The following is a 19,351-nucleotide window of genomic DNA, read 5'->3' as shown; positions in this document are numbered from 1 at the left end:
CCTACCAACCCATTTCCTTCACCCATTTTTCAAACCGTCTCTCAAAAGATGCCTTAAACATGCGCTCAAGTATGACAAGTGCATTATCCCAATATGGCCTACCATCAACCCACTGCGCTTTTAGCAACATTCCTGTCTCAGCGCCTGGTGTATATCTAAAACTATCTCCTTCCCAAATGCCAGGGATCCAACGTGTTTCCCCTGTAAAATGACCCGAATTTACAAGGGATGCATACTTTAGGTTCGTTCCAATATCAAGCGTAAGACCGCCATTTGAAGTGCGCCAAATATTTTCTGCATCTCCTTTGTCAAACGACGCAAGAAGTCTGCGCGTATCTACAACTTCCATAGCAATGATTTGATCTTGAACTTCTTTCAGAAAATCTTTCCCATTCGCGTTGAGCCACATAGCAACCCTCGGTTTAAGGGTTCCTTTTGTCTTTTCTACTTTCTTCAGGAACTTTTCAAGTCCATCAACTTTTACTGTCATTCTCTCTTTTGCCATTACAGCTTCATCCTCTCTGCTTCCGCTTCGATATGATGACCACGAATTGGCAACGGATTTCGAATAACATAAGCAACACCGTTATAGATTACTTTGTCGTTATGTTTGACTGTAGAACGCGATGAAAAATGAACCATGTAGCGTTCTGTGATTTGTTGATTCGGCTCTAGCTGCACAACAGCTGCTTGCTTTCGATAAAAATAACAAGGCTCCTGCGCGATGTCAGGAGCGTTAGGATATGTGTACTTTTCTTCACCTGGCAACCCGTATTTCCCCGCCTGTGTATCCTTTTTCAAATGGAACACATCACACCGATGAATCAGCATATGATCGTAACTCATAGCGCCCTCATCCTCATCTGTACGCCATTCTTTGCCGCAGTCTGAATATGGGCTTGCAATAAAGAAGAAACATCAGGTTTTTGCAAACCGTCACGCTGGTAGGTGTAGTCACCTATCTTCTCTGACTTCATTCGCTTCATTTCGGATTCATCCGCATTCAACAGTGCATAATACTGCGCCAGCTTCTTGCAAGCGAGTTTCACTTCAGCAGGGATAGTAGAGTATTTCTCGGTATCTGTAAATCGATGGTTCACAATACTGTATATCTCCATCTCCGCTTCGAGAATGTCATCCTGCAGTAAAGCGGGGGCACGGTCTTTCACAACCGGAAACGATGTATACTGAGTTAATTCAGAAGGAGTAATCAGCGCCATGCCGATCACTCCCCTGCAGGTTCTTTATCGCCTTCTCCACCATCTGGAGGTTCAGTTACTTGTTTTTTAGGCTCCGATACTTCCTCTAAGTCTTCATAAGCTTCAAGGAGTGCATCTCGCTCTTTTGCGTTTACCTTTTGTGGCTCACCTGCATAAAAGAAACGCCCTCCACCAATGTGAAGAGCGCCTGTTTCGTGTTTCAATTGAATGTATGGCATATATGCTACCTCCTTATAGTTTCGTTCCTGTCATCCAAGCAACGGCTTCAACTTCACGCACTACGCAATCCAAGTAAGCGAACATGATGTGGTATGTCGCATCCTTAGCCGCAGCCGTTGCACCTTGTGCTGTACGGTTGTAACGAACGTCGCGTGTAAAGATTGGAACAAGGTTCGCAGCAGGAGTCAGCATAGCGAATCCCGTTTGCATTTCTGCTACTACCTCTACTGGATAGCCAGCAATACGAGTTACTTTTCCATCTACTAATGTCGCATCACCATATCCTGTTTGGCGACCGACTATCAAAGCCACAAGCTTATCATGTGTCTTTTGCGTGATAAACCAAGTAATATCTGTGCGAGATTTATATCTCTCAGGAAGCAATTGGACATGGTTCACGAAGTCCATGATAGTTGGTTCATTTGTTGTTAAATCTGTTTTGTACGTGGAGACTTTCGCTTTCTTCACAAATCCGTCAATGATGTTTAAGAATGCATCGCCGGACGCTGTGTCACCGTTGAAAACAAGGTCTTGTAAATCCACACCGAACTGTTCTTGGATCAATTGAACCACGACATTTTCAACGTTCTGGCCGCGGGAAGCCATTGCGTAGTATACATCATCATTTTGAATCCACTCATCCCAGCGCACTTTCTTAACCGCATATGGAATCTGGCGGTTCGCAACTGCACCAACACCTGTAGGCTCATCTGTTTTAGATGCAAGGCGTAACTTGCGGCGGCCAACGGAAAGGACGTCGATATTGCCCGCAGGAGCATCCTTATACATTGGACGTAGTTTTGGAAGCGTAGAAGCATTATTAATTGTATCCGTTAAAAATGCCTCAGCAGCCGCTTGTGGAAGCGGAATGTTTACATCTTTCATAACGAAGGTAGTTGAACCACCTGCAAGAATTTGTTGATTATCCATAGATATATCCTCCTCTCAAATTAGCCGAAGTAACGGCTGTACATTGGGCCTTCAGATTTATTAACTGGTGCAGGAATAGGTTCTTGCATCTGCTTGCTAATACCGCGTGCCTTCTCTACAGCTTCAAGACGAGCATTAAATGGCTCTAATGCTTTTGTCACTGCTTCTCCTACCTGTTTCAACACATCATCTTGCTGTGGTTCTGTTTGCGGCTCTGTTCCTTTTTCTAAAGCTGTTAAACGGGCGTTAACAGGCTCTAATGCTGCTTCAACAGCTTTTTGAATGTCTTCTGCTTTCATAACTTCATCTTCCTCCTTTTCATCACTCACGCGAGCTTTCAGGTTTTGTAAAGCACTGATTGCTGCATCAATGTCGTTCATGTTTTCTGTACTGATCTTGCGGCCGGCTTTTTGAATAGCAACTGGTCGTTCGCCCATTGCTTTCACAATATCCTCGGCAATCAATACTTCTTGTGCAATGTCTACAAAATCTTGTAGAGCCTCACGAATCTTATCAGCATCGGTAATTAATCCACTTGAGTTCCAGTTGTCCCAATCAAACAGAATTGAATTGAGAGCATCCTGCGCTGCCCAAAATTCACGATGTTTGCGGTTTTTGTTGTATTTATCAGCAACCGCACCTTTTTGCACTGCTGTTTTACCAGTGAAAAAGTTTTTAAGCAAATTAAAAAGCCCTGTCTCATCGTTTGTTGGAGGAGCAGGACTTACTTGCTTTTCGATTACCTCTGCTGTACCAGCAAGAGAGTAACCTGTATATTCGCCTTTTTGAATTGCTTCCCAAATTTCATCGGTAGCTTTTGTCACAAGGACCCATGTACCTTTTGTGATAACTTCGCCCGCAATCTCCATGTCAGCAGGAGCAATATAGGACTCTACTACTTCGCCCGCCCCGGCTTCAAAATCATGCTGTGTATCGATTTGACGGTACTTTGTTAAAAAGTCATGTGCCGCCTTCTCGATAGCTTCAGCAGTCGCAAAGTCTCCATGGGTATCTTCCACACCCGGCTCATATACAATTCCGTACACGAGTTGTTTCGGGTCGTTATCGTCCTTCACAATACGAACAGACTTTGTAAAAATGGGCTCTGGCTGCTGTTCAGCACTCTTCGTAAGGAAGAATTTACGCTGATTTGCAGCTTTATCTACAAAACTAACAAACTGTACATCAATGCTTTTCAGTTCTCTTGGCAATTATTTCACCTCCCCTCATTTACTGCATTTTGAATGGTAAAATATCTTATCCAATGCTGTTTTACCCAGGAACTCATCTACAGCCCCCGGCATTACTGGACCCAATGGGAATGGTTTAAGAGTAATAGCATATTCCTTCTTCTCTAACTCCTTCATCGCTTTCATAAGCTGAATGATTTCATCCGGTGTACCTTCAAAACACTGCTCAGCTTCCCCTATCCTAAATGTGTAGTACATTTCAGTTACCTCCCCAAAATAAAAAGCACCCGAATGGATACTTATCTTTTAAGATCTTGTTTAAATGTGCCGATGCCTTTCCACCATAAACATGAGCTTTTATACAACCCTAACTTATGGAGAAAATACATAGATAATCCATTTAAGTAATACTTCTTAGCCCACTTGATTTCCTTAAACCACAATAAAAGTAGTCTCATAGGTTCTTCACCATCACTTCATATTCTCTAAAGCTTCCTGCCGCAACTGCTCTTTTTCTTCCTCAAAAATAAAAACACCCAATTGGGTGTTTACGCATTATTCTAGGTATTTATTACCGTAAGTATCTTATCGACACAACCGTTTATATCATTGTTTATTTCATCTTCCCAAAGACGAATGATAGTCCATCCTTTTTTAGCGATGTCATTATTCTTACGTTCGTCCTTAGCTCTTTGCTTAGGAAGGTTATGCCAATACATTCCATCACATTCAACGATTAACTTATGCTTTGGAATACCAAAATCACAAATCCACCTACCTAGCTTATACTGGGATTCAAAAGGTATGCCAAGTTTGATTAGTTGTTCCTCTATTTTCAACTCAATCGAACTTCTTTTACCACCCTGTAATTTTGTAGTATAGGCTCCAACGCAGTTAATGGAGCAAAGTTTTCCCCATCCCATTTTTATGAGTGACGGCTTTGTTGTAAATTCAGTTCCACAAATTAAACAACTTTGTTTCACTTGATTATATAGAGGGTGTTCCTCGCCTGTTCTTTCTTTCTTTGCTAGCAGTCCGCATTCTTTTGAACAATATTTGTAAACGTCACGATTTTTATAGGATGTAGTAAAGGTTTTCTTACACCTTTGACATTGTTTTTCTACATCTTCACCTTTGTTCCATGCTGTCCGTTTAACTTCACCATTACGGATTTTCTCACAGTACTTATCATAATTAGCTCTCGCTTTTGGTGTATGCAAGTGTCGCCACAATTCGTTCTCTCTAGCTAAGACCTTAGCGGAACATTCTCTAGAACAAAATCTCCCCTGCCCTCTTTCTATTCTGGATGTATATTGGTTAAACACTCTTCCACAACACTCACATATCACATCTATATTACGCGGATTTTTAGCTCTATAATGCTTAACAGCGCAACTTTTGCTACAGCAATTCCCTGTATCCTTAAATTTAGACTTAGGAACTTCGATACTAATACCGCACCATGAGCAATTTGTATTTATTGCTGTTTTCGGTCTCGCCATTTTGTTCACCTCTTAGTTATATAACTTATATAACCATTATACCAAATGATTAGGCACTTTTCTATATAGGTTATATAACTTATAATACTTTTTAGGAGGTGTTTCATTATGGCAATTGATAAAACAAAAAATACACAAGTGCTAGTCACATTCCCTAATGAAATGTTAGAAATGATTGACGAGTATTGGCATGAAAAACGACTAAAAAATAGGACTGAAGCTATAAGAGAGCTTGTTAAGAAGGCATTAGAGCTAGAAGAACAGCGGTAAAAACTGCTGTTTTTTTTATTCCATGCTTTTTAGTGCTTCTTGTCTCAAAGCTTCCTTTTCTTTTTTAGATAGCCCTAAAATTTCTTCGTCTACTACAGGTGAGAGCACACAATGACAATTAACAGATTGCTTAGCGCTCAAAGTTATTGCCCTTGGATATAGTCCTTCCTCGCCTCCGACATCAAACATTTCCTCTACTGGAATTTCCACACCATCTAATTTAAGATGGTCTTTACGTGGATTGTTTTTTCGACTACCACTATGGCGCCACTTCTTCTTCACGACCACAGGACTTTGACTATATGCCTCGAATTGGCTAACCGATGCGGCTCTAAGCATTTCAGTGATAGCCACTGTTCTTGCCCTTTTACGATTGAATTGCGGCAAGTCTTTCAGCTTCAGTTCAATCTCAGCAATACTTTCACCATTTGCAATTCCATCTTTCAGCACCTGTTCAACCGCTTCATGTGTATTCAACTTCATGAGCTCGGCTAAGTCTGTTGCCCATGATTCAATCCACTTCACAGTACGTTCGGACAGGATATCGAACATTACATCCTTATCAATGGCCTCCATCATGACCGCTGTAAGTTCGGAAATAGTTGAGGTAAGGATAGCAATCGTTTCTTCTCCAAACTGCTCAACGAACTGATCGGCAGCAAATAAGCTGTTCGTATAATAGATAAGCAGTTCCTCGATTGTCGGTTCCTCTTCACCTTCTGCCTTCTGCACAGTGCCTTTCAAACCATTGAGGAAGTATTTCTTCTGCTCCCGCAGCAGCTTTGCAATCTTCTTTTCATAATCCTCAACATATCCAGCGACTTTATCAAGACCTGGGAAGTCAGGAATATCTTTTGTGATATCATCCTCTTCTTCAGCCTTCTGAATCCATGCATTCAAGGAAGTTAGCAACCTGTCAATCTTTCGCATGCTGCAACTCCTCCAACACATCCCGAATATCCTTCATGAGACTAACGAGATTGCTTTCCTGCGCCTTCTGAAGAGGAATAGATGTATTTGCATTCGTGCCCATAGGAACGTCGTATTTCTCGTCTTGGAATGGCTCAAGAGGCTTACCAATAACCTTCCCTGCTAAGTCGCGCGTATCATTTGGAGCAACAGAACCAATATCTTTCAACACACCTAGCATGGATACTTGATCCTCAATATCAGTTAAATCAGGAGTATTCAGTACCACTTTCGTGTATTTAAAACCGTGTGGCACAAGGAGCACATCGTTCAGCAGGAATTCAAGTGTTTCGCGTTCTGGCATGAACACTTGCTCCTCTGTGACTTCCTTAGCCGTTTTGATTGTGGCCCGATTGTAATCATTTGTTTCTCCGATATACACACCTGGAAGACGAAACGCAGAACGTACTTTGTCACGACTGCTCTTATCGTAATCTAAGAACATTGCATCCTCTTGAAGAAGGTCTGCAAGGCTTTTGATTTCAATTTTCACTTTCTTGTCGTCAGAAAGCCCAATATCGTCTGCTCCATCCGCTTCAAGAACAATGAACTTGTGAGAGTTTTCTACGCCTTCAATATTGTTCGCGTACTCTTGTAGCGCCGCTTCGCTATCTTCGGACAGCGTACCATTTGAGATTACGATAGCCGCAGGAGTATGACGACCTTGTACAAAGTACAGATAATTCAACTCATCCGCTTTTCGGCTGCCTGACATATGAATAAGATGAGATACCCAGCGTGGCACACCATATACATCATCACCAATTTTAAGATGAATGATTTCTGTTGCTTGATATTCTGCTGGCGTATCGTCTTTAAATTCACCTGTACGGCAATCCATAATGCGTGGATCACCAAACTGCTTAAACCATACAACCGGCACACCGTTATCAAGCTGCACAAAGCGGCGGAACTTCTTCCTGCGCTTTACGGTCGCACCGCCAATGATGTACTCAACATCTACAGGTTCTGTATATTTGGTCACTCGCATCGTCTCAGGCAATACATTCAGCAATTCAGCAGGTAATCCCAATCCATCACGAATCACTTCCATAAAAGCATTTCCTGACTCTTCCCTATGCTCAACGGACTGTTCAAATACTTCTTTAAGCGGTTTATCTACACTCATATACTTCAATACTGTCTGCAGCCGGTCCCATTCACTTTTCATTTCAGCGGTTTCTTTGCTATTATCGTTTTCAATGTATTGCTGAGAAAGACCAAATCCCGCTATATTCCGTTTGTAAGCATCCACACATTGCCCTAACACTGTTGACATTTCACGAAACTGACGCAGCAGAAGCATATCGTACCGCGGCTGAATAATCTCTTCATACTCGGTTTTTTGCTGCTTGGAATCCGTTTTTAAGCTGGGTAACTGTATGGTCTGTGCTTTAAACACTCGCACCTTTGCTTGTTTCACTCACTCACCCCCTAAAACAATCCTTTTCGTTTTCGTTCTTTTTTCTTTTCTTCCCCAGATGTATCGACCTGGCGTTTACCGTTTATCAATTCTGCAATTCCGGTTGTACAGTCAGGCGCATCATCATGAGCGTTTTTTCCTTCCTTCTGATAACTGTTCATAGCAGCATAGTATTCAGGCCATCTATCCTTCCAATTCACCGGAAAGTACAAATGGTTCATCACGAATGTACTGTTAGTCAGGATGCGCGCCGCTTTATTCTTGTTTTGGTGAAACCATTTAACAGCAACACTTTTCGTTTTATGTCGCTCCCAGATCAGACGTTGCACATTTCGAGCGAATCCTTTTCCTCCATTGTTGCTTTCGATAATACCGACATGTACATCATTTTCAACAAGGAAGTCTGCTGTCTGTGGCTCTGTGACTTCCATGCCTTCTTTCGTGTACAATACATCTAAGACATATCCTTCACCTTGATATACGCCTGCAACGATAGAACACAGGTAGTCATTTCCGTCATCTGCTGTATCTGTATAGTTGATAATGCGTTCAAACAGAGGATGACCGCTACTATCTTTTGGCACATCTTCATACGTTTTGAACGATTTATAGAGTTTACCTTTCACATCCACAGGACGTTGATGGTAGTTGGCTAAAAAGATAATTTCATTCATTTCTTTTTTGAAATACTCGTAGCGCTTGCGTGACAACAACTCTTCGCACAGCATTTCACCTGTTTGACTCTGCACCTCAATGTGAAGAACAAACCATTCTTTTCCATTATCACCATCAAGGATACGCCCACACAGATCTTTCTTTGCCCAGCGAGTCATATTGATAATTTCAATTGGCCGCTCTCCCGATTCTTCCAAACGACTGAGGAATGTACCTGTATACCAAATCCATTGTTTTTCAAGTGTGTTATCATTGAAGGCTTCCTCGGCGTTTTTAACTGGGTCATCAACAATGAGGATATTTCCCCCTTTACCTGTAATGGAGCCGCCAAGACCAGCGCCCTTATACGTGAAAAAGCAACCTTCTAGCGCCCACTGCCGATAAGATGCATCCCCTTTTTTGATACGAACGTCAGGGAAAATATCAGAAAACACAATATCAGTTACAGTTGCCTTTTCTGCTCCAATGCCATCACGCGTATAGCGGCTAAAATCTGTTGCTAAGTCCTCGTTATAGGACGTTGTAATGATTTTGTTTAGTTTGTCTTTGCCAAGTGCCCATTGGCAAAATAAAATAAGCGTCCGGCTTTTTCCATGACGCGGGGGCATATTAATCATAAGTTTCTGGAATACTACATCATCAGCGATTGCAGTCCAGTTGAATTCGTTCATGAACCACTGCGGCGCAATTTCTTCTGCTAATCGATGGAACCGTTCTTTTGTGAGCTCCTTGTTATATAGTGCTTGCAATGTGTGACAATACAACTTCAGGTACCAACGACCTTCTTTATAGAAGTCAGGAGCAATCGTTTTGCAATACTCCCAAAAGGACGTCTGCGACAATTCCACGCGCTTTTGGAGCAACCGACGTAACTTTTCTTCTCGCAGCTCCCTAATTGTCGTCATACTTCTTCAACGCCTTTTCAAGCTCTTCATCCGATAAACTAGAAAGATCAACTCGATGGCTCACGTTGCCACTATGTTCTACCTCCTGTTTATCAGTCCACATGATATATCGCTTACCAAGTAACTCAGCTGCTTTATTTGCATCCGATAACTTAGCTGGAATTTGCACAATCTCAGCAGTTTCCGTTTCCTCTGTATGCTTCTTACCTTTAGAATCGTACCAACTTCTACTACTTTTCAACGTAACAACAGTGTGTTCCATCTCTTGACGGCGCATAACCCTCGTTAGATATCTAAGTATTTCATCTTGCTTAGCGATGAGCTCGGATTCTTTCTCCGCCATACGTTCTTCGATATATTCCCGAACGTTAGCATTTGTTAGCAATCTACTTGCATTCGCTCTAGCTGCACCGTCACTTTTCACTTTATATCCAGCACGCAAATAAGCTTCTGTCGCATTACCAGTTTCAATGTAATAATCTGCAAATTTCTTTTGGTTTTCGGTAAGGTTCACTCCCACCACCCCTATGATAATTTCACTATATATTCCCTTTACAAAATAAAAACCGCCTGCAATAGCAAGCGGCATACATAAAAGGGGATAAAGCTTTCGCTTCATTCAGCCACCTCACATGAAGTAGCTCAACAAAACGGGAGAGGGGACAAAACTCTCCACTCAAGAAGCATTTTCCGAAGAATTTGGTTGTCGAACGATTGATCAAATTAAAGTTTTCACTGCGAACAACCAGCAGTTTCCGCTACTGCTTGTCCATGTATCGAATACACACTCTGATTATACAATTCTAGTTATGCTTGTTTCAAAAAACGTACAATTTGCCTGTTTTGCCTGTTTTGCTTGGTAAAAATAAAGAGCGAACTGCCGCAGCAATTCGCCTCTAAAGAATTTATTTATTAATAGCTAATGATACTTAAGCACTGACTAGCGTATTAAGAATACTTTCTACCCGCTTGTCGTTTACCTCATAGTAAATCTCCAAACCTTTACGTGTTCCTGAGATAACCTTAGCAGTCTTTAATTTCGCTAGATGCTGACTAACTGTACTTTGCGGCGCTTTAAGCTCCTCATAAAGAGTAGTTACATTTACGGGACCTTTTTCCATCATGAATTTTACAAGCGCGATTCGTGCAGGATGGGCTAGTACCTTTAAAAATTCCGCGCCATCATTAAATCTTTCAATATTCATTTCATTATCCCCCTTCTCCTTTTTCATCCCTATCTATTATATTATAGTAAACTTGATTAAATATTAATATAATAATATTTCCAATTAATTTCGGGATGTAAGTTCATTCATTAATCCCTAAGTTTTTGTACTCCCAAATACGATCATAAAATTCATCGTCGTAATCATTTGATAGTTCTGTGTTATGTCCAGGATGAAACTCTTTATGCCATTTTTCCGCCTGTTCCTCTGGACATTTCGCCCACATGATTTTTTCCTTACAATCATGACATGCAGATAGGTAGTAAATAGCCATATTTCACCTCATCCTCTTTCCAAATAACTTTTTGGTTAGACTTTATCTAAACTTTTATCTCGTTCCATAACCATGCGGTACACTTTCTTGTATTCCAATCTGGTCAAACGGTCTTGATCAAGTTCGTCATCACATTCCATACATCCGTGATGTAGCACCTTCCAAAGAAATTCACAACGTTCATCAGAATTAGAATCCATAGCAAGAGCTGCATCTATCTTTTCTTTAGCTTCTGTATTTAAACGATCCGTAATAAGACCTTCCATACAGTTAGGACAGATTCCATAATAGTTCACTTCAACTACCTTGTTTTGCACTAGAAATTCTCTAATTAATTTAGCCTTTTCCTCACTCCTGGCTATTCTCCACAAATTAGATACATACTCACCTACTCGATGCTTAGCCAAATATTTATCAAGTTCTAACTTCTGTTCATCTGTCAAAAATGTAATCTGCTTCAAAACTGGATAACGATGTACTCCTAACAATTCCGGATATTCCATAAATTTCATTTCTTCCGTAATTTTTCTTATGTCATAAGAAAGGGAGCGTAAATTAAAATTGCTAACTTTACTTGCTAATTCATTTAACTCATGGCGAGTGTGTTGCTTTCGTAATTCCTCAAGGTCGATTGACTGTAAAAAGCTATTAAACTCGTTATACCGCGCAACAATAGTTTCAAATGTAGTCATAGCTCTCATTCCTTTCTCAATGCGGGATCTGTAGTAAATTACTGAAATAACGAATCGTGTAACGCTTTAAGCTGACTCAAACACATAACATCAATGGTGTTATGAAGTTTCTTTCTTAATTTTTCTTCCTGTGTATCTTCCTCATTTTCTTTGAACATTACAGTACCTTCTTTTTTGCAGTCCAAACACTTTTTATAATGATTGTAAGTTTCTCTGCCGCACTCTGAACACTGATAATCTCTAGGAACAGCAACATATTTAATCATTATGCCCTCTCCATTCACTAACAAATTTGGTATCTGTTTTAATTTTTATAAAATGCCTTTCCTTTACAATGTGGTAATGCCGCTGATTTACAAAGACCTTTAAATAAACATTTCTCGCATAATTTTTGTTGTTTTTTGCGAATCCTCTTTTTCAATCAAATCCCCTCCGCTTCCTTACACAATCGGATTTGTGTTATAAATACTTTTCAATATCCTTATCCTTAACTCCATTGGATTTTAAGTATTTAATTTTTTCTTCTTCTGATAATTTCGTCCAAGGCGCTAACAATTTTTCTGTGCATTTATCGCAAACCCACTCACTGGGATTTGTTATATATTCACCACATTCAAGACAACCCGCCATTTTTCAGCCCTCCATTTCTTTTCTGTTTGAAACGAAGTATTCTCTTGCAAGGTTTTTCAACTTATCTAAATTAGAACAAAATTCTTCAAGCATTTCTTTATCATAAAAGCATTCAGCATGGTCTATATCACCAGAGATTTCATACCCTAAATCAATTATTTCTTGTCTCAATTTAAGATTGTTTTTTGTTTCGATATCCATAAATTTCTCCTTTCCCAACCAAATCAAGTTTGTATAGCGAAGGAGTGTTTTCACTCCCTCGCCTTATTGCAGCAGCTTTGCTATTTCATAGATTACATTCACCGTGACGGAATTGCCGGCCTGTTTGTAAAGTTGGCTATCCGAATTAACAGCAGCCGCCCGATCAAATGCCCAATCAGGGAAACCTTGCAATCGGAAGCACTCCCTAGGAGTTAATTTTCTGATTTGGTACCCGTTTAACATCACACCATGCCGATCTTGCGCTGTTAATGTGAACATCGGCTCCCCTTCTTCTTTAAAACGTCTGCCATTCTGCCTTTTCTCTGCTCTATCTGGCGTAAGAACCGCTTGTGCTATTTTCAACCCTTCTCCTTTGTTTGTTGTTAATGTCGGGCTTAATCCTTTGGAATCATAAACATTCCCGTTCATTCCTTTTCCAGATGGATTAACGTTTCCTTTCACTATGACATGCGGTCCTCTTCCTCCACCTTGAGCGGTGTCTATTGCTTCTGTAGCTCCGTCCGGCGAAAATGTTTGAAAACTCCTTCTAAACCCCTCTCTATGAGCAACTATTTTGATTGGTACACCAATTTCTCCATCTGCTGCTTTGATAGGAAATACTTTTCTGGCACTTGATCCTCTAAGATGTCCGATAATGAACACCCTTTCTCTATTTTGCGGGACTCCAAAGTGCTTAGAGTTAAGACAATCCCATTCCGCATCATACCCGATCTCATCCAAGGTTCTGAGGATTGTCTCGAACGTAATCCCTTTATCATGGTTAAGGAGTCCTGTGACGTTCTCAAGGAATAAATAGCGTGGTCTGACGATATTGGCGATGCGTGCGACTTCAAAGAATAAAGTCCCTCTAGTGTCATCAAACCCTCCTCGTTTTCCAGCAACTGAAAAAGCTTGGCATGGGAATCCTGCGCAGATAACGTCCACTCGTCCTCGATATGGTCGAACATCGTCATTTGTAACTGTTGTGATATCATGCGCTGTCCACTCTCCTTCTGTATTATGAATAGCTTCGTATGACTTACGAGCAAATTTATCCCATTCTACATACGCTTCACACTTATGTCCGGCCATTTCCATGCCGAGACGGAACCCCCCAATCCCGGCAAAGAAATCCCAAAATGTTAAAGTCATTTTCTCCACTCCATTTCGTTACTAAATGGATTTTTAGTTAAATATTGCGCGGTTGCAAATACCCAAGTTCAACCGCTCTTTCTCGAATAGCTTCCATATCCTCCGCAGAATATCCCCAATGAGGACAATACAGACCACCGTAACCATTTTTACCGTTTGTCATTTTTCCGGTAAGGATATATTCACTAAAATCATGGACCAAAGCCCAAAGCGTACCACCATCTGAAAAATGATAATCTCTATGACGGTTAGAAGGATAAGGATTCACCTTACCGCCCCTCTTATCACAAAACCACAAACGGTTTTTCTTCAACCCGATATAAGTAAACTGCGAAACGGTTCCGTATTCACTGTCATAAAAGAATCTTCTTCCCCTACTTGCGATTGCACGAATGATTGCATTAACTATTTCAACGCGCTCCAGCCGTTGTTGCTTCTTCATTACTCCATCCCCCTTTTCAGAATCCGACAAAACAATCATTTGGCAGAGAAGGGAGTTACCCCCTCTCTAACTCCTCTTTATAGATTTCATTCGCGAGCTTTGTAATGATAGTTCGTTTCAATTCATCCATCGTGGACCGTGATACTTCGACATGCTGCGCAATCATGTTCATCCGCACCCCGTCAAGCATGCACTCCATTACTACCTGTTGCCGCTCATCCACATCGACCTTTTTCACCGCTACATCGATTCTATCTATCTTGTTTTGCAATCGTTCTAACCGCTCCATTTGCCGTTTTAGGCGTTTTTCGTTTATGGCAGACCTTAGCCCCTTCCCCTTCGGCAAAGTCGCTTCTACACCCCACTGCGCGACCATAGACGAATCCACACCTACGTCATTAAGGTCTTTGATAATGCGCTCAACTTCTTTCTGCATCCATCGATAGTTCCGTACATCTTCCTCAGTCCGCTGGATAATATCCATGAGTTTGGAAGGATCGTGCATGGTGAGTTGTCCGCTTTTTTCCATGTATAACTTTGCTTCCCATTCCTGACAAACCGTAATTTCATGGAATTTCTTCTGATGTATCGAACAAAAGTTGCTGTCTCCCCACTTTGATCCTGGGCAGGTAATGCAAATGTCTGTTTTTTGTACTGCGTCCTTCATCGAATCACCTTCCTAACAGTAAAGCGGGGCTTTCTATCTAAGACTTGGTGCTTCCGTCTGCTATCAGCACATGGTACCCAACTGGAACGAACATGATGTATCTTTTCTTGTTCAACAAAGTAAACCTCATCTATCCACATAGCGATATTTTTCTCACGGTCTACCAGTTGCGCTAAAACTTCAGTCATTTTTCTAAAGAATTCTTTAATCTTTCTAAAGGCTTCTTTGACCCAATCTACTAATGCTTCTATAGCTTGTAGCTGCTCATCGATTAGTTCCAAGATAATCCCCCCTTACCTTTGACGAATGGCCCCTCGATGGCGGGAATAGCTTCTAGCCTGCATACAATCCAACACATCACGGCGGCTAACTTCTTTTTTAACAGGCTGGGCTTTCGCTTTGCGTTTCTTGCGCTTTACTTTTACCTCAGCAGCATCCTTCTTCCATCCCTTAAGCTTTTGTTTCTCCGTTCCCCAATCCGGCATTCTCCCATTCTCCCTTCATTCATCCACTCGAAAGGACTACTTTTTCCTTTTCATCGCTGCTTCCCATTTCCAGCGAGTGATTTGCTGTATCTGCCTTACGCATTCATACCCGCGCTTTTCTAATTCCTGAACTGCTTGTACTACTTCTTGTTGGGTGCGTCGATATATTATGATTTCTCCTTGCCTTGCTCCGTATTGTCTGATGAGCATTTGATTTTCCCCCTATCAACTTCGGTATTTCTGAGCCTCCAAGACGTTTACAATCCATTCCAAAGCGATTAGAGCAATATTTATATACAGGGCACCGTAACAAGCAAGCCATGATACGATCTTCCTCTTTCATCCATGAGGGCCGGTCGTCAGCGATAATGATGTTCATCACTTCACCCCAGTAGAACCAAACCCACCTGTTCCGCGTTCGCTGTCACTTAACTCCTCTGATTCTATAAAACTAGCTGTTTCCACCGGGGCAATCACACCTTGAGCTATCCTTTCCCCTTTACGGATGAGATAAGAACCGACTTTTGCATCTTCACAAAGCCGCGCGAACGTCTCGTTGATGTCATAGACTACATTGGAATACCCAACCTCGATGTATGAATCTCCCTCGTCTTTTACATGCACATGATTTGAGAGTTCGTTCTCGGCGTTTTCTACGATTACCCCTACCTCACCCCTATACGAACTATCTACCGTGCCTAGAATAACGCGCAAACGCGTTTTAAGTGATATCCCAGAACGTGGTCTGACTTGCAATTCATATCCTATTGGTATCTCAAATACTAAACCTGTGGGCACAACCTTTGTTTCGCCTGGCTCAATCACCATATCCTCCGCTGCAACTAAATCGAATCCTGCATCACCTTCCTTCGCATACACAGGAAGCGATACATCGTCACGCATCTTTTTCACTTTTATTTGTAATCCCATTTCCTTCTCTCCCCTCGTTCTCAATCATCCGTTGTAGCTTTGCTAACTCATTCTGATGATGTCTTTTCATTGCGCTGGCATGCGCTAACTTAGAAAGCAAAGCCTGTTCTTTCGCCGTCCAGTAACGAACATGCTCTGCTTCGTATAGCAATGCTTGTCTATTAAAATCTTCCATTACATTCCTCTCCTAGGTGCCAAGCTTATTTATCTAAACGTTGCTCAACCGGTGCAACTAACTTCAAATACTTCGTATAGATCGGTACATCCGCTTCAGCGATATAGACAGACCGCAAGTCATTAGATGCATGCTCAGCAACCGTTTGAATTCTCCCGTCATCACGTTGAACAACATCCCCTGCACGATATTCATCCACCTCACGCCCGAGCTCCGCCCACCAACGCCGTTTCTTATCTGCGGCTATTTCTTCGGCTGTAGCACGACGAACGTTATATACTTCCAAAGACACATCCATGTCACCCATGTCCCAAAACTTTCTTTGCATTGGAGCAACATTACTCACTCTGATTACCTTTTCTTGTCCCTGTCCTGAAAATTTCGCTATCCATGATTCGCCTTTGTACTCAATTACAATGAGGTCCCCGACTTTGAATTTCGGCTCAAGTAGCAGTTCCCATTCCTCATCTTCAAACCATCCTGCTTGTAACATACGGTTATCTTCATTTTTCAAAGCAATCATTCGCCGTTTATATGGAGTGTTGATATTAACAGGCGTTAAAAATTCGGAAACTACTATAATGTCAGCTTCTTTAAATCTTCTATGCCTTTTCACCTTCACGGGCAATTCAATCATCCCTTGCGCCGCTTTACGTAGCACATCCCACGGCTTATGCAGTTTCTTTTCCATCAAGCATCCCCCTTTTCAATTCTTCCGTCAGATCCAGAAACGCCGCTTCATCCCGTTCCTCTAGCGCCTTATCTATTCGCAGCTTCAACCGTAACTTGTTGCATTCCTCGAACAACTGAACCCAATCCTCGTCCGTGTAAGGCGTATACAGCTTGAGTTTTTCTTCCGTCACCCACTCTACTGTCATACCGAATTTTGGTCGCTCTTCCGATGTAACCGCATATACCGCCTCCGGCTGCCGATGTTGCACCGCTACAACCACTAAGTACGGCTGGCCCTTATCTTTCGCTTTCTTCCACTGAGAGGAGTTTTCGTCAAGCGGAACTACTTTTGTGCCGAGTTCGATTGCACCAAATTTGATTTCCATGCTTATATCACCCATCCCCATAACCCGCCTGGCCGCGGTTTGATTTTCTTTTCCTCTGCCTGATCTAATATGAGAACAGCAACCTCGTTTTGTTTTCTTTTGAGCTCCTTGGCGATGTCAGGAAGAGAAAGGCCCTCTTCCCACATCTCGCGAAACTTAAGTACTTCATCCTCATCCCACAAGAAATTCAAGTTTTCTAGCGCAATATAGGTAACTCTCCGTTCAACAGCTACGCGTGATTTGTACATCTTGCTAACTCCTGTTCCGCAGCCACCAAACGATCTTCAAACGCTGCCATCCTTTCTAAAGAGCGTGATACTCCTTCTTGAGCCACTTCGCAGGAGCAAGGAAGAAAAGTTATCATCCCTGCGCCTAGCGGCTGTATAAGTTTGCCCGTGCCATTACATCCACACATGATTATCATCCTTTCGTCCGATAGTCATCGCCTGATACCGCAACAAGATAATCCTTTGCCATCCCCTGCAGCCGGCTCCATGCTGCATACCCAATCTTTTCTGCGATTGTTTCATCATCTTCATTGGAGCTGAAGATGATTGGCTTTTTCTTACGATAACGACCGTCAATGATTTGGTAATACAGATTTTCCTTTGCTTCTGAGTGCTTTGATTTCCCAATATCATCCCAAATAAGGACATCTACTGAAATTGCATATCCGAGAAGGCGGTTCAGTTCCTCTCCATCGTCTTTCGCCATCTTTGCGGCAATGAGGTCGTCCATAAAACTTGCATCAGCAATCATCAACACACGCTTGCCTTTACCATGCTTCATAAGGTATTTCGCAGCTGCTACCTGCAGGTGTGTCTTACCTAGCCCAAAATTGTTATATTTCAGCTTCGCTTCTGCTCGCTCTTTGGGCGGAAGCTGCCGGATACGAAGCTCTCCAAACTCAGCCATAAAGCCGAGTGAATTATGCCTTGTTCCTTCAATCTCAGGGAAAGCTCGTAAATAGTCAGCCATGGTCTTATACAGCAACTGCTGCGCTGTGGTTTCTTGGATGTAGCTGTCAAACCGAGCGTTTGCAAACTCTTCTGGAATAAGAGCATTTTGCAAGCGCCGTTCTAGCATCCGTTGGTTCCGGCAATCACAAGGCTCTCCTACTTCCACGTAGTACACTTTTTCCTGACCTTCACTGTCGTATCGGATCTGCGGCTCTTTCCTGAACACAAACTCTGTATCTTTGCATTTCAGACATTTATACTCGCTTGATGAAACTTGGCATGTTTCTTCGTCTGTTTGCATATTCTTCTGCATAGCTTCGGCTCGCTGGAGAATAGCTTCCATAGCCACTCCGATGTGTTGCATTCGTTCCACCGCCTTTTCTGTTTTTAAACTGAGCATCTAAAGCCGCTATGTCCGCAATACTTTTCACGCCTGCATTTTGCCAAGGGATGAGAATACCGCGTATATAATTCCATCTTGGCGCATTCTCATCTATCGCTCGATTGATTGCTTCCTGTACAACTGCTTCTCCAAGCGTGTCCGTAAATTCGCCGAGCTCTTGTTGTGCTTTTACACTCAATGGAATTCCATTCGTTTGTAACGCTGCGTAGCAATTTTTATAAGCAACATCAATTAATTGGTGAGGCTCTATATCATCATCATTAGTAGAGTTAGTACTTAGTTCTTCAGTACTTAGTAAAAGATTAGTATTTTGTAGTGTCGGAAAATCCACTGACTGGTTTTCCACCGGGGTGGTTTTCCACATGGTGGTTTTTCCACTAGGTGGTTCTTCCACTGACTGGTTTTCTGCCGGGGTGGTTTCTAAGTTCGGTGTTTCATAAACCGCTGTTTCCCAGTGTGTGATTTTCCCAGTACTCGGATCCTGTACCGGAAACCTACGTAGATAACCAGCTTTCTTCAATTCACTCACTGCCTTGCGCGTAGTGTCCTCGCTGTCCTTTGAATGCTTGCTAAGCTCTTCAATGTAGAACGTCCAATCATCCGGCAAAGAGAGTATGTAGATTAGCAATCCTTTCGCGCGCCAACTTAATGTACTGTCTTGAATCGGTGTATTGTGGATGACTGAATAATTACTGTCTTTCTTTACTCGAAAAATTCCCATGTTGTATCACCGTCCGCATAAGAAGTACAGTTT

General features: G+C 42.0%; 32 protein-coding genes. 1 reads left to right on the top strand and 31 read right to left on the bottom strand.

Translation table 11 applies throughout. The annotated features are described in order from the left end of the window. Position 1: 1 nt before the first annotated feature. From AC6HZ4_RS14010 to AC6HZ4_RS13975, 8 genes are all read right to left on the bottom strand, one after another. Entirely contained in the window at positions 2-505 is a 504-nt protein-coding gene (locus AC6HZ4_RS14010; RefSeq protein WP_497490173.1) for an HK97 gp10 family phage protein, read from the bottom strand. Further along, the gene (locus AC6HZ4_RS14005) at positions 505-846 is read right to left on the bottom strand and encodes a DUF3599 family protein (RefSeq protein ID WP_497490171.1); all 342 of its coding nucleotides are present in this window, start codon (positions 844-846) and stop codon (positions 505-507) included. Before AC6HZ4_RS14005 ends, AC6HZ4_RS14010 begins: the two co-directional genes overlap by 1 nt. After that, positions 843-1,220: a protein YqbG gene (gene yqbG, locus AC6HZ4_RS14000; RefSeq protein WP_497490170.1), complete on the bottom strand. Its 378-nt coding sequence runs from the start codon at positions 1,218-1,220 to the stop codon at positions 843-845. Before yqbG ends, AC6HZ4_RS14005 begins: the two co-directional genes overlap by 4 nt. 5 nt (positions 1,221-1,225) lie before the next feature. Continuing rightward, positions 1,226-1,438, bottom strand: coding sequence for a hypothetical protein (locus tag AC6HZ4_RS13995; protein WP_497490168.1), 213 nt, complete (start codon positions 1,436-1,438; stop codon positions 1,226-1,228). Between the two features lie 13 nt (positions 1,439-1,451). Next, positions 1,452-2,369: a phage major capsid protein gene (locus AC6HZ4_RS13990; protein WP_497490167.1), complete on the bottom strand. Its 918-nt coding sequence runs from the start codon at positions 2,367-2,369 to the stop codon at positions 1,452-1,454. Positions 2,370-2,389: 20 nt separating this feature from the next. After that, positions 2,390-3,580, bottom strand: a complete 1,191-nt coding sequence (locus AC6HZ4_RS13985) for an XkdF-like putative serine protease domain-containing protein (protein ID WP_497490166.1) — start codon at positions 3,578-3,580, stop codon at positions 2,390-2,392. Between the two features lie 15 nt (positions 3,581-3,595). Then, positions 3,596-3,817, bottom strand: a complete 222-nt coding sequence (locus AC6HZ4_RS13980; RefSeq protein ID WP_497490165.1) for a hypothetical protein — start codon at positions 3,815-3,817, stop codon at positions 3,596-3,598. A 302-nt stretch (positions 3,818-4,119) separates the two neighbouring features. Then, positions 4,120-5,061: an endonuclease domain-containing protein gene (locus tag AC6HZ4_RS13975; protein ID WP_497490163.1), complete on the bottom strand. Its 942-nt coding sequence runs from the start codon at positions 5,059-5,061 to the stop codon at positions 4,120-4,122. Positions 5,062-5,169: 108 nt separating this feature from the next. On the opposite strand from AC6HZ4_RS13975, the gene AC6HZ4_RS13970 reads away from it, so the two are divergent. Continuing rightward, the gene (locus AC6HZ4_RS13970) at positions 5,170-5,331 is read left to right on the top strand and encodes a ribbon-helix-helix domain-containing protein (protein WP_497490162.1); all 162 of its coding nucleotides are present in this window, start codon (positions 5,170-5,172) and stop codon (positions 5,329-5,331) included. 15 nt (positions 5,332-5,346) lie between these two features. Here AC6HZ4_RS13970 and AC6HZ4_RS13965 read toward each other — a convergent pair whose 3' ends face one another. The 23 genes from AC6HZ4_RS13965 to AC6HZ4_RS13855 all read right to left on the bottom strand — a co-directional run bounded on the left by AC6HZ4_RS13965 (position 5,347) and on the right by AC6HZ4_RS13855 (position 19,318). Next, the gene (locus tag AC6HZ4_RS13965; protein WP_497490161.1) at positions 5,347-6,261 is read right to left on the bottom strand and encodes a phage minor head protein; all 915 of its coding nucleotides are present in this window, start codon (positions 6,259-6,261) and stop codon (positions 5,347-5,349) included. Further along, positions 6,248-7,723 (bottom strand): phage portal protein, encoded by a 1,476-nt coding sequence (locus AC6HZ4_RS13960; protein ID WP_497490160.1) that lies wholly within the window; start codon positions 7,721-7,723, stop codon positions 6,248-6,250. The genes AC6HZ4_RS13965 and AC6HZ4_RS13960 overlap by 14 nt, the downstream gene beginning before the upstream one ends. Positions 7,724-7,734: 11 nt before the next feature. Next, positions 7,735-9,303 carry a phage terminase large subunit gene (gene terL / locus AC6HZ4_RS13955; protein ID WP_497490159.1) on the bottom strand — a complete coding sequence of 523 codons (1,569 nt, stop codon included), beginning with the start codon at positions 9,301-9,303 and terminating at the stop codon, positions 7,735-7,737. Beyond that, positions 9,290-9,922, bottom strand: a complete 633-nt coding sequence (locus AC6HZ4_RS13950) for a terminase small subunit (protein ID WP_497490157.1) — start codon at positions 9,920-9,922, stop codon at positions 9,290-9,292. Before AC6HZ4_RS13950 ends, terL begins: the two co-directional genes overlap by 14 nt. Before the next feature lie 310 nt (positions 9,923-10,232). Beyond that, the gene (locus tag AC6HZ4_RS13945; RefSeq protein WP_497490156.1) at positions 10,233-10,508 is read right to left on the bottom strand and encodes an ArsR/SmtB family transcription factor; all 276 of its coding nucleotides are present in this window, start codon (positions 10,506-10,508) and stop codon (positions 10,233-10,235) included. A 103-nt stretch (positions 10,509-10,611) separates the two neighbouring features. Next, on the bottom strand, positions 10,612-10,803 hold the full coding sequence (locus AC6HZ4_RS13940; protein WP_497490155.1) for a hypothetical protein: 192 nt from the start codon (positions 10,801-10,803) through the stop codon (positions 10,612-10,614). Between the two features lie 35 nt (positions 10,804-10,838). Next, positions 10,839-11,495, bottom strand: a complete 657-nt coding sequence (locus AC6HZ4_RS13935; RefSeq protein WP_497490154.1) for a hypothetical protein — start codon at positions 11,493-11,495, stop codon at positions 10,839-10,841. Between the two features lie 38 nt (positions 11,496-11,533). Then, positions 11,534-11,761 (bottom strand): hypothetical protein, encoded by a 228-nt coding sequence (locus tag AC6HZ4_RS13930; protein WP_497490153.1) that lies wholly within the window; start codon positions 11,759-11,761, stop codon positions 11,534-11,536. Between the two features lie 193 nt (positions 11,762-11,954). Then, complete coding sequence (locus AC6HZ4_RS13925) at positions 11,955-12,125, bottom strand: hypothetical protein (RefSeq protein ID WP_497490152.1); 171 nt, start codon at positions 12,123-12,125, stop codon at positions 11,955-11,957. Between the two features lie 3 nt (positions 12,126-12,128). After that, positions 12,129-12,326, bottom strand: coding sequence for a hypothetical protein (locus AC6HZ4_RS13920; RefSeq protein ID WP_497490150.1), 198 nt, complete (start codon positions 12,324-12,326; stop codon positions 12,129-12,131). Positions 12,327-12,389: 63 nt separating this feature from the next. Continuing rightward, positions 12,390-13,478: a DNA cytosine methyltransferase gene (locus AC6HZ4_RS13915; protein ID WP_497490148.1), complete on the bottom strand. Its 1,089-nt coding sequence runs from the start codon at positions 13,476-13,478 to the stop codon at positions 12,390-12,392. A 37-nt stretch (positions 13,479-13,515) separates the two neighbouring features. After that, positions 13,516-13,920, bottom strand: a complete 405-nt coding sequence (locus tag AC6HZ4_RS13910; RefSeq protein ID WP_497490146.1) for a YoqU family phage-derived protein — start codon at positions 13,918-13,920, stop codon at positions 13,516-13,518. A 55-nt stretch (positions 13,921-13,975) separates the two neighbouring features. Then, complete coding sequence (locus tag AC6HZ4_RS13905) at positions 13,976-14,587, bottom strand: hypothetical protein (protein WP_497490145.1); 612 nt, start codon at positions 14,585-14,587, stop codon at positions 13,976-13,978. Continuing rightward, complete coding sequence (locus AC6HZ4_RS13900) at positions 14,584-14,868, bottom strand: hypothetical protein (protein ID WP_497490143.1); 285 nt, start codon at positions 14,866-14,868, stop codon at positions 14,584-14,586. The genes AC6HZ4_RS13905 and AC6HZ4_RS13900 overlap by 4 nt, the downstream gene beginning before the upstream one ends. Positions 14,869-14,880: 12 nt before the next feature. After that, positions 14,881-15,072: a hypothetical protein gene (locus AC6HZ4_RS13895; RefSeq protein WP_497490142.1), complete on the bottom strand. Its 192-nt coding sequence runs from the start codon at positions 15,070-15,072 to the stop codon at positions 14,881-14,883. Between the two features lie 36 nt (positions 15,073-15,108). After that, positions 15,109-15,282: a hypothetical protein gene (locus AC6HZ4_RS13890; protein WP_497490141.1), complete on the bottom strand. Its 174-nt coding sequence runs from the start codon at positions 15,280-15,282 to the stop codon at positions 15,109-15,111. A 168-nt stretch (positions 15,283-15,450) separates the two neighbouring features. Continuing rightward, entirely contained in the window at positions 15,451-16,002 is a 552-nt protein-coding gene (locus AC6HZ4_RS13885) for a dUTP diphosphatase (RefSeq protein WP_497490139.1), read from the bottom strand. Further along, positions 15,968-16,177: a hypothetical protein gene (locus AC6HZ4_RS13880; RefSeq protein ID WP_497490138.1), complete on the bottom strand. Its 210-nt coding sequence runs from the start codon at positions 16,175-16,177 to the stop codon at positions 15,968-15,970. The genes AC6HZ4_RS13885 and AC6HZ4_RS13880 overlap by 35 nt, the downstream gene beginning before the upstream one ends. Before the next feature lie 25 nt (positions 16,178-16,202). Next, complete coding sequence (locus AC6HZ4_RS13875) at positions 16,203-16,868, bottom strand: hypothetical protein (protein ID WP_497490136.1); 666 nt, start codon at positions 16,866-16,868, stop codon at positions 16,203-16,205. After that, positions 16,849-17,235, bottom strand: coding sequence for an IDEAL domain-containing protein (locus AC6HZ4_RS13870; protein WP_497490135.1), 387 nt, complete (start codon positions 17,233-17,235; stop codon positions 16,849-16,851). Before AC6HZ4_RS13870 ends, AC6HZ4_RS13875 begins: the two co-directional genes overlap by 20 nt. 2 nt (positions 17,236-17,237) lie before the next feature. Further along, on the bottom strand, positions 17,238-17,483 hold the full coding sequence (locus AC6HZ4_RS13865) for a helix-turn-helix domain containing protein (RefSeq protein ID WP_497490134.1): 246 nt from the start codon (positions 17,481-17,483) through the stop codon (positions 17,238-17,240). Between the two features lie 172 nt (positions 17,484-17,655). Next, positions 17,656-18,558 carry a DnaA ATPase domain-containing protein gene (locus AC6HZ4_RS13860; protein ID WP_497490133.1) on the bottom strand — a complete coding sequence of 301 codons (903 nt, stop codon included), beginning with the start codon at positions 18,556-18,558 and terminating at the stop codon, positions 17,656-17,658. Beyond that, positions 18,449-19,318: a DnaD domain protein gene (locus tag AC6HZ4_RS13855; RefSeq protein ID WP_497490132.1), complete on the bottom strand. Its 870-nt coding sequence runs from the start codon at positions 19,316-19,318 to the stop codon at positions 18,449-18,451. The genes AC6HZ4_RS13860 and AC6HZ4_RS13855 overlap by 110 nt, the downstream gene beginning before the upstream one ends. Between the last annotated feature and the right edge of the window lie 33 nt (positions 19,319-19,351).

The organism is Ectobacillus sp. OTK (genome assembly GCF_059698935.1).
The sequence above is the reverse complement of the archived record's forward strand: the minus strand, read 5'-3'. Positions and strand labels throughout refer to the sequence as shown.

Excerpts from the sequence above, each read along its gene's own strand:
- AC6HZ4_RS13885 (WP_497490139.1), bottom strand. The coding sequence starts at position 16,002 with ATGGGATTACAAATAAAAGTGAAAAAGATGCGTGACGATGTATCGCTT.
- AC6HZ4_RS13995 (WP_497490168.1), bottom strand. The coding sequence starts at position 1,438 with ATGCCATACATTCAATTGAAACACGAAACAGGCGCTCTTCACATTGGT.
- AC6HZ4_RS13890 (WP_497490141.1), bottom strand. The coding sequence starts at position 15,282 with ATGCTCATCAGACAATACGGAGCAAGGCAAGGAGAAATCATAATATAT.
- AC6HZ4_RS13990 (WP_497490167.1), bottom strand. The coding sequence starts at position 2,369 with ATGGATAATCAACAAATTCTTGCAGGTGGTTCAACTACCTTCGTTATG.
- AC6HZ4_RS13910 (WP_497490146.1), bottom strand. The coding sequence starts at position 13,920 with ATGAAGAAGCAACAACGGCTGGAGCGCGTTGAAATAGTTAATGCAATC.
- AC6HZ4_RS13930 (WP_497490153.1), bottom strand. The coding sequence starts at position 11,761 with ATGATTAAATATGTTGCTGTTCCTAGAGATTATCAGTGTTCAGAGTGC.
- AC6HZ4_RS13925 (WP_497490152.1), bottom strand. The coding sequence starts at position 12,125 with ATGGCGGGTTGTCTTGAATGTGGTGAATATATAACAAATCCCAGTGAG.
- AC6HZ4_RS13920 (WP_497490150.1), bottom strand. The coding sequence starts at position 12,326 with ATGGATATCGAAACAAAAAACAATCTTAAATTGAGACAAGAAATAATT.
- AC6HZ4_RS13895 (WP_497490142.1), bottom strand. The coding sequence starts at position 15,072 with ATGCCGGATTGGGGAACGGAGAAACAAAAGCTTAAGGGATGGAAGAAG.
- AC6HZ4_RS13980 (WP_497490165.1), bottom strand. The coding sequence starts at position 3,817 with ATGTACTACACATTTAGGATAGGGGAAGCTGAGCAGTGTTTTGAAGGT.
- AC6HZ4_RS13915 (WP_497490148.1), bottom strand. The coding sequence starts at position 13,478 with ATGACTTTAACATTTTGGGATTTCTTTGCCGGGATTGGGGGGTTCCGT.
- AC6HZ4_RS13870 (WP_497490135.1), bottom strand. The coding sequence starts at position 17,235 with ATGGAAATCAAATTTGGTGCAATCGAACTCGGCACAAAAGTAGTTCCG.
- AC6HZ4_RS13970 (WP_497490162.1), top strand. The coding sequence starts at position 5,170 with ATGGCAATTGATAAAACAAAAAATACACAAGTGCTAGTCACATTCCCT.
- AC6HZ4_RS13875 (WP_497490136.1), bottom strand. The coding sequence starts at position 16,868 with ATGGAAAAGAAACTGCATAAGCCGTGGGATGTGCTACGTAAAGCGGCG.
- AC6HZ4_RS13860 (WP_497490133.1), bottom strand. The coding sequence starts at position 18,558 with ATGCAACACATCGGAGTGGCTATGGAAGCTATTCTCCAGCGAGCCGAA.
- AC6HZ4_RS13945 (WP_497490156.1), bottom strand. The coding sequence starts at position 10,508 with ATGAATATTGAAAGATTTAATGATGGCGCGGAATTTTTAAAGGTACTA.
- AC6HZ4_RS14005 (WP_497490171.1), bottom strand. The coding sequence starts at position 846 with ATGAGTTACGATCATATGCTGATTCATCGGTGTGATGTGTTCCATTTG.
- AC6HZ4_RS13950 (WP_497490157.1), bottom strand. The coding sequence starts at position 9,922 with ATGAAGCGAAAGCTTTATCCCCTTTTATGTATGCCGCTTGCTATTGCA.
- AC6HZ4_RS13905 (WP_497490145.1), bottom strand. The coding sequence starts at position 14,587 with ATGAAGGACGCAGTACAAAAAACAGACATTTGCATTACCTGCCCAGGA.
- AC6HZ4_RS13935 (WP_497490154.1), bottom strand. The coding sequence starts at position 11,495 with ATGACTACATTTGAAACTATTGTTGCGCGGTATAACGAGTTTAATAGC.
- AC6HZ4_RS13865 (WP_497490134.1), bottom strand. The coding sequence starts at position 17,483 with ATGTACAAATCACGCGTAGCTGTTGAACGGAGAGTTACCTATATTGCG.
- AC6HZ4_RS13880 (WP_497490138.1), bottom strand. The coding sequence starts at position 16,177 with ATGGAAGATTTTAATAGACAAGCATTGCTATACGAAGCAGAGCATGTT.
- AC6HZ4_RS13940 (WP_497490155.1), bottom strand. The coding sequence starts at position 10,803 with ATGGCTATTTACTACCTATCTGCATGTCATGATTGTAAGGAAAAAATC.
- terL (WP_497490159.1), bottom strand. The coding sequence starts at position 9,303 with ATGACGACAATTAGGGAGCTGCGAGAAGAAAAGTTACGTCGGTTGCTC.
- AC6HZ4_RS13855 (WP_497490132.1), bottom strand. The coding sequence starts at position 19,318 with ATGGGAATTTTTCGAGTAAAGAAAGACAGTAATTATTCAGTCATCCAC.
- AC6HZ4_RS14010 (WP_497490173.1), bottom strand. The coding sequence starts at position 505 with ATGGCAAAAGAGAGAATGACAGTAAAAGTTGATGGACTTGAAAAGTTC.
- AC6HZ4_RS13975 (WP_497490163.1), bottom strand. The coding sequence starts at position 5,061 with ATGGCGAGACCGAAAACAGCAATAAATACAAATTGCTCATGGTGCGGT.
- yqbG (WP_497490170.1), bottom strand. The coding sequence starts at position 1,220 with ATGGCGCTGATTACTCCTTCTGAATTAACTCAGTATACATCGTTTCCG.
- AC6HZ4_RS13965 (WP_497490161.1), bottom strand. The coding sequence starts at position 6,261 with ATGCGAAAGATTGACAGGTTGCTAACTTCCTTGAATGCATGGATTCAG.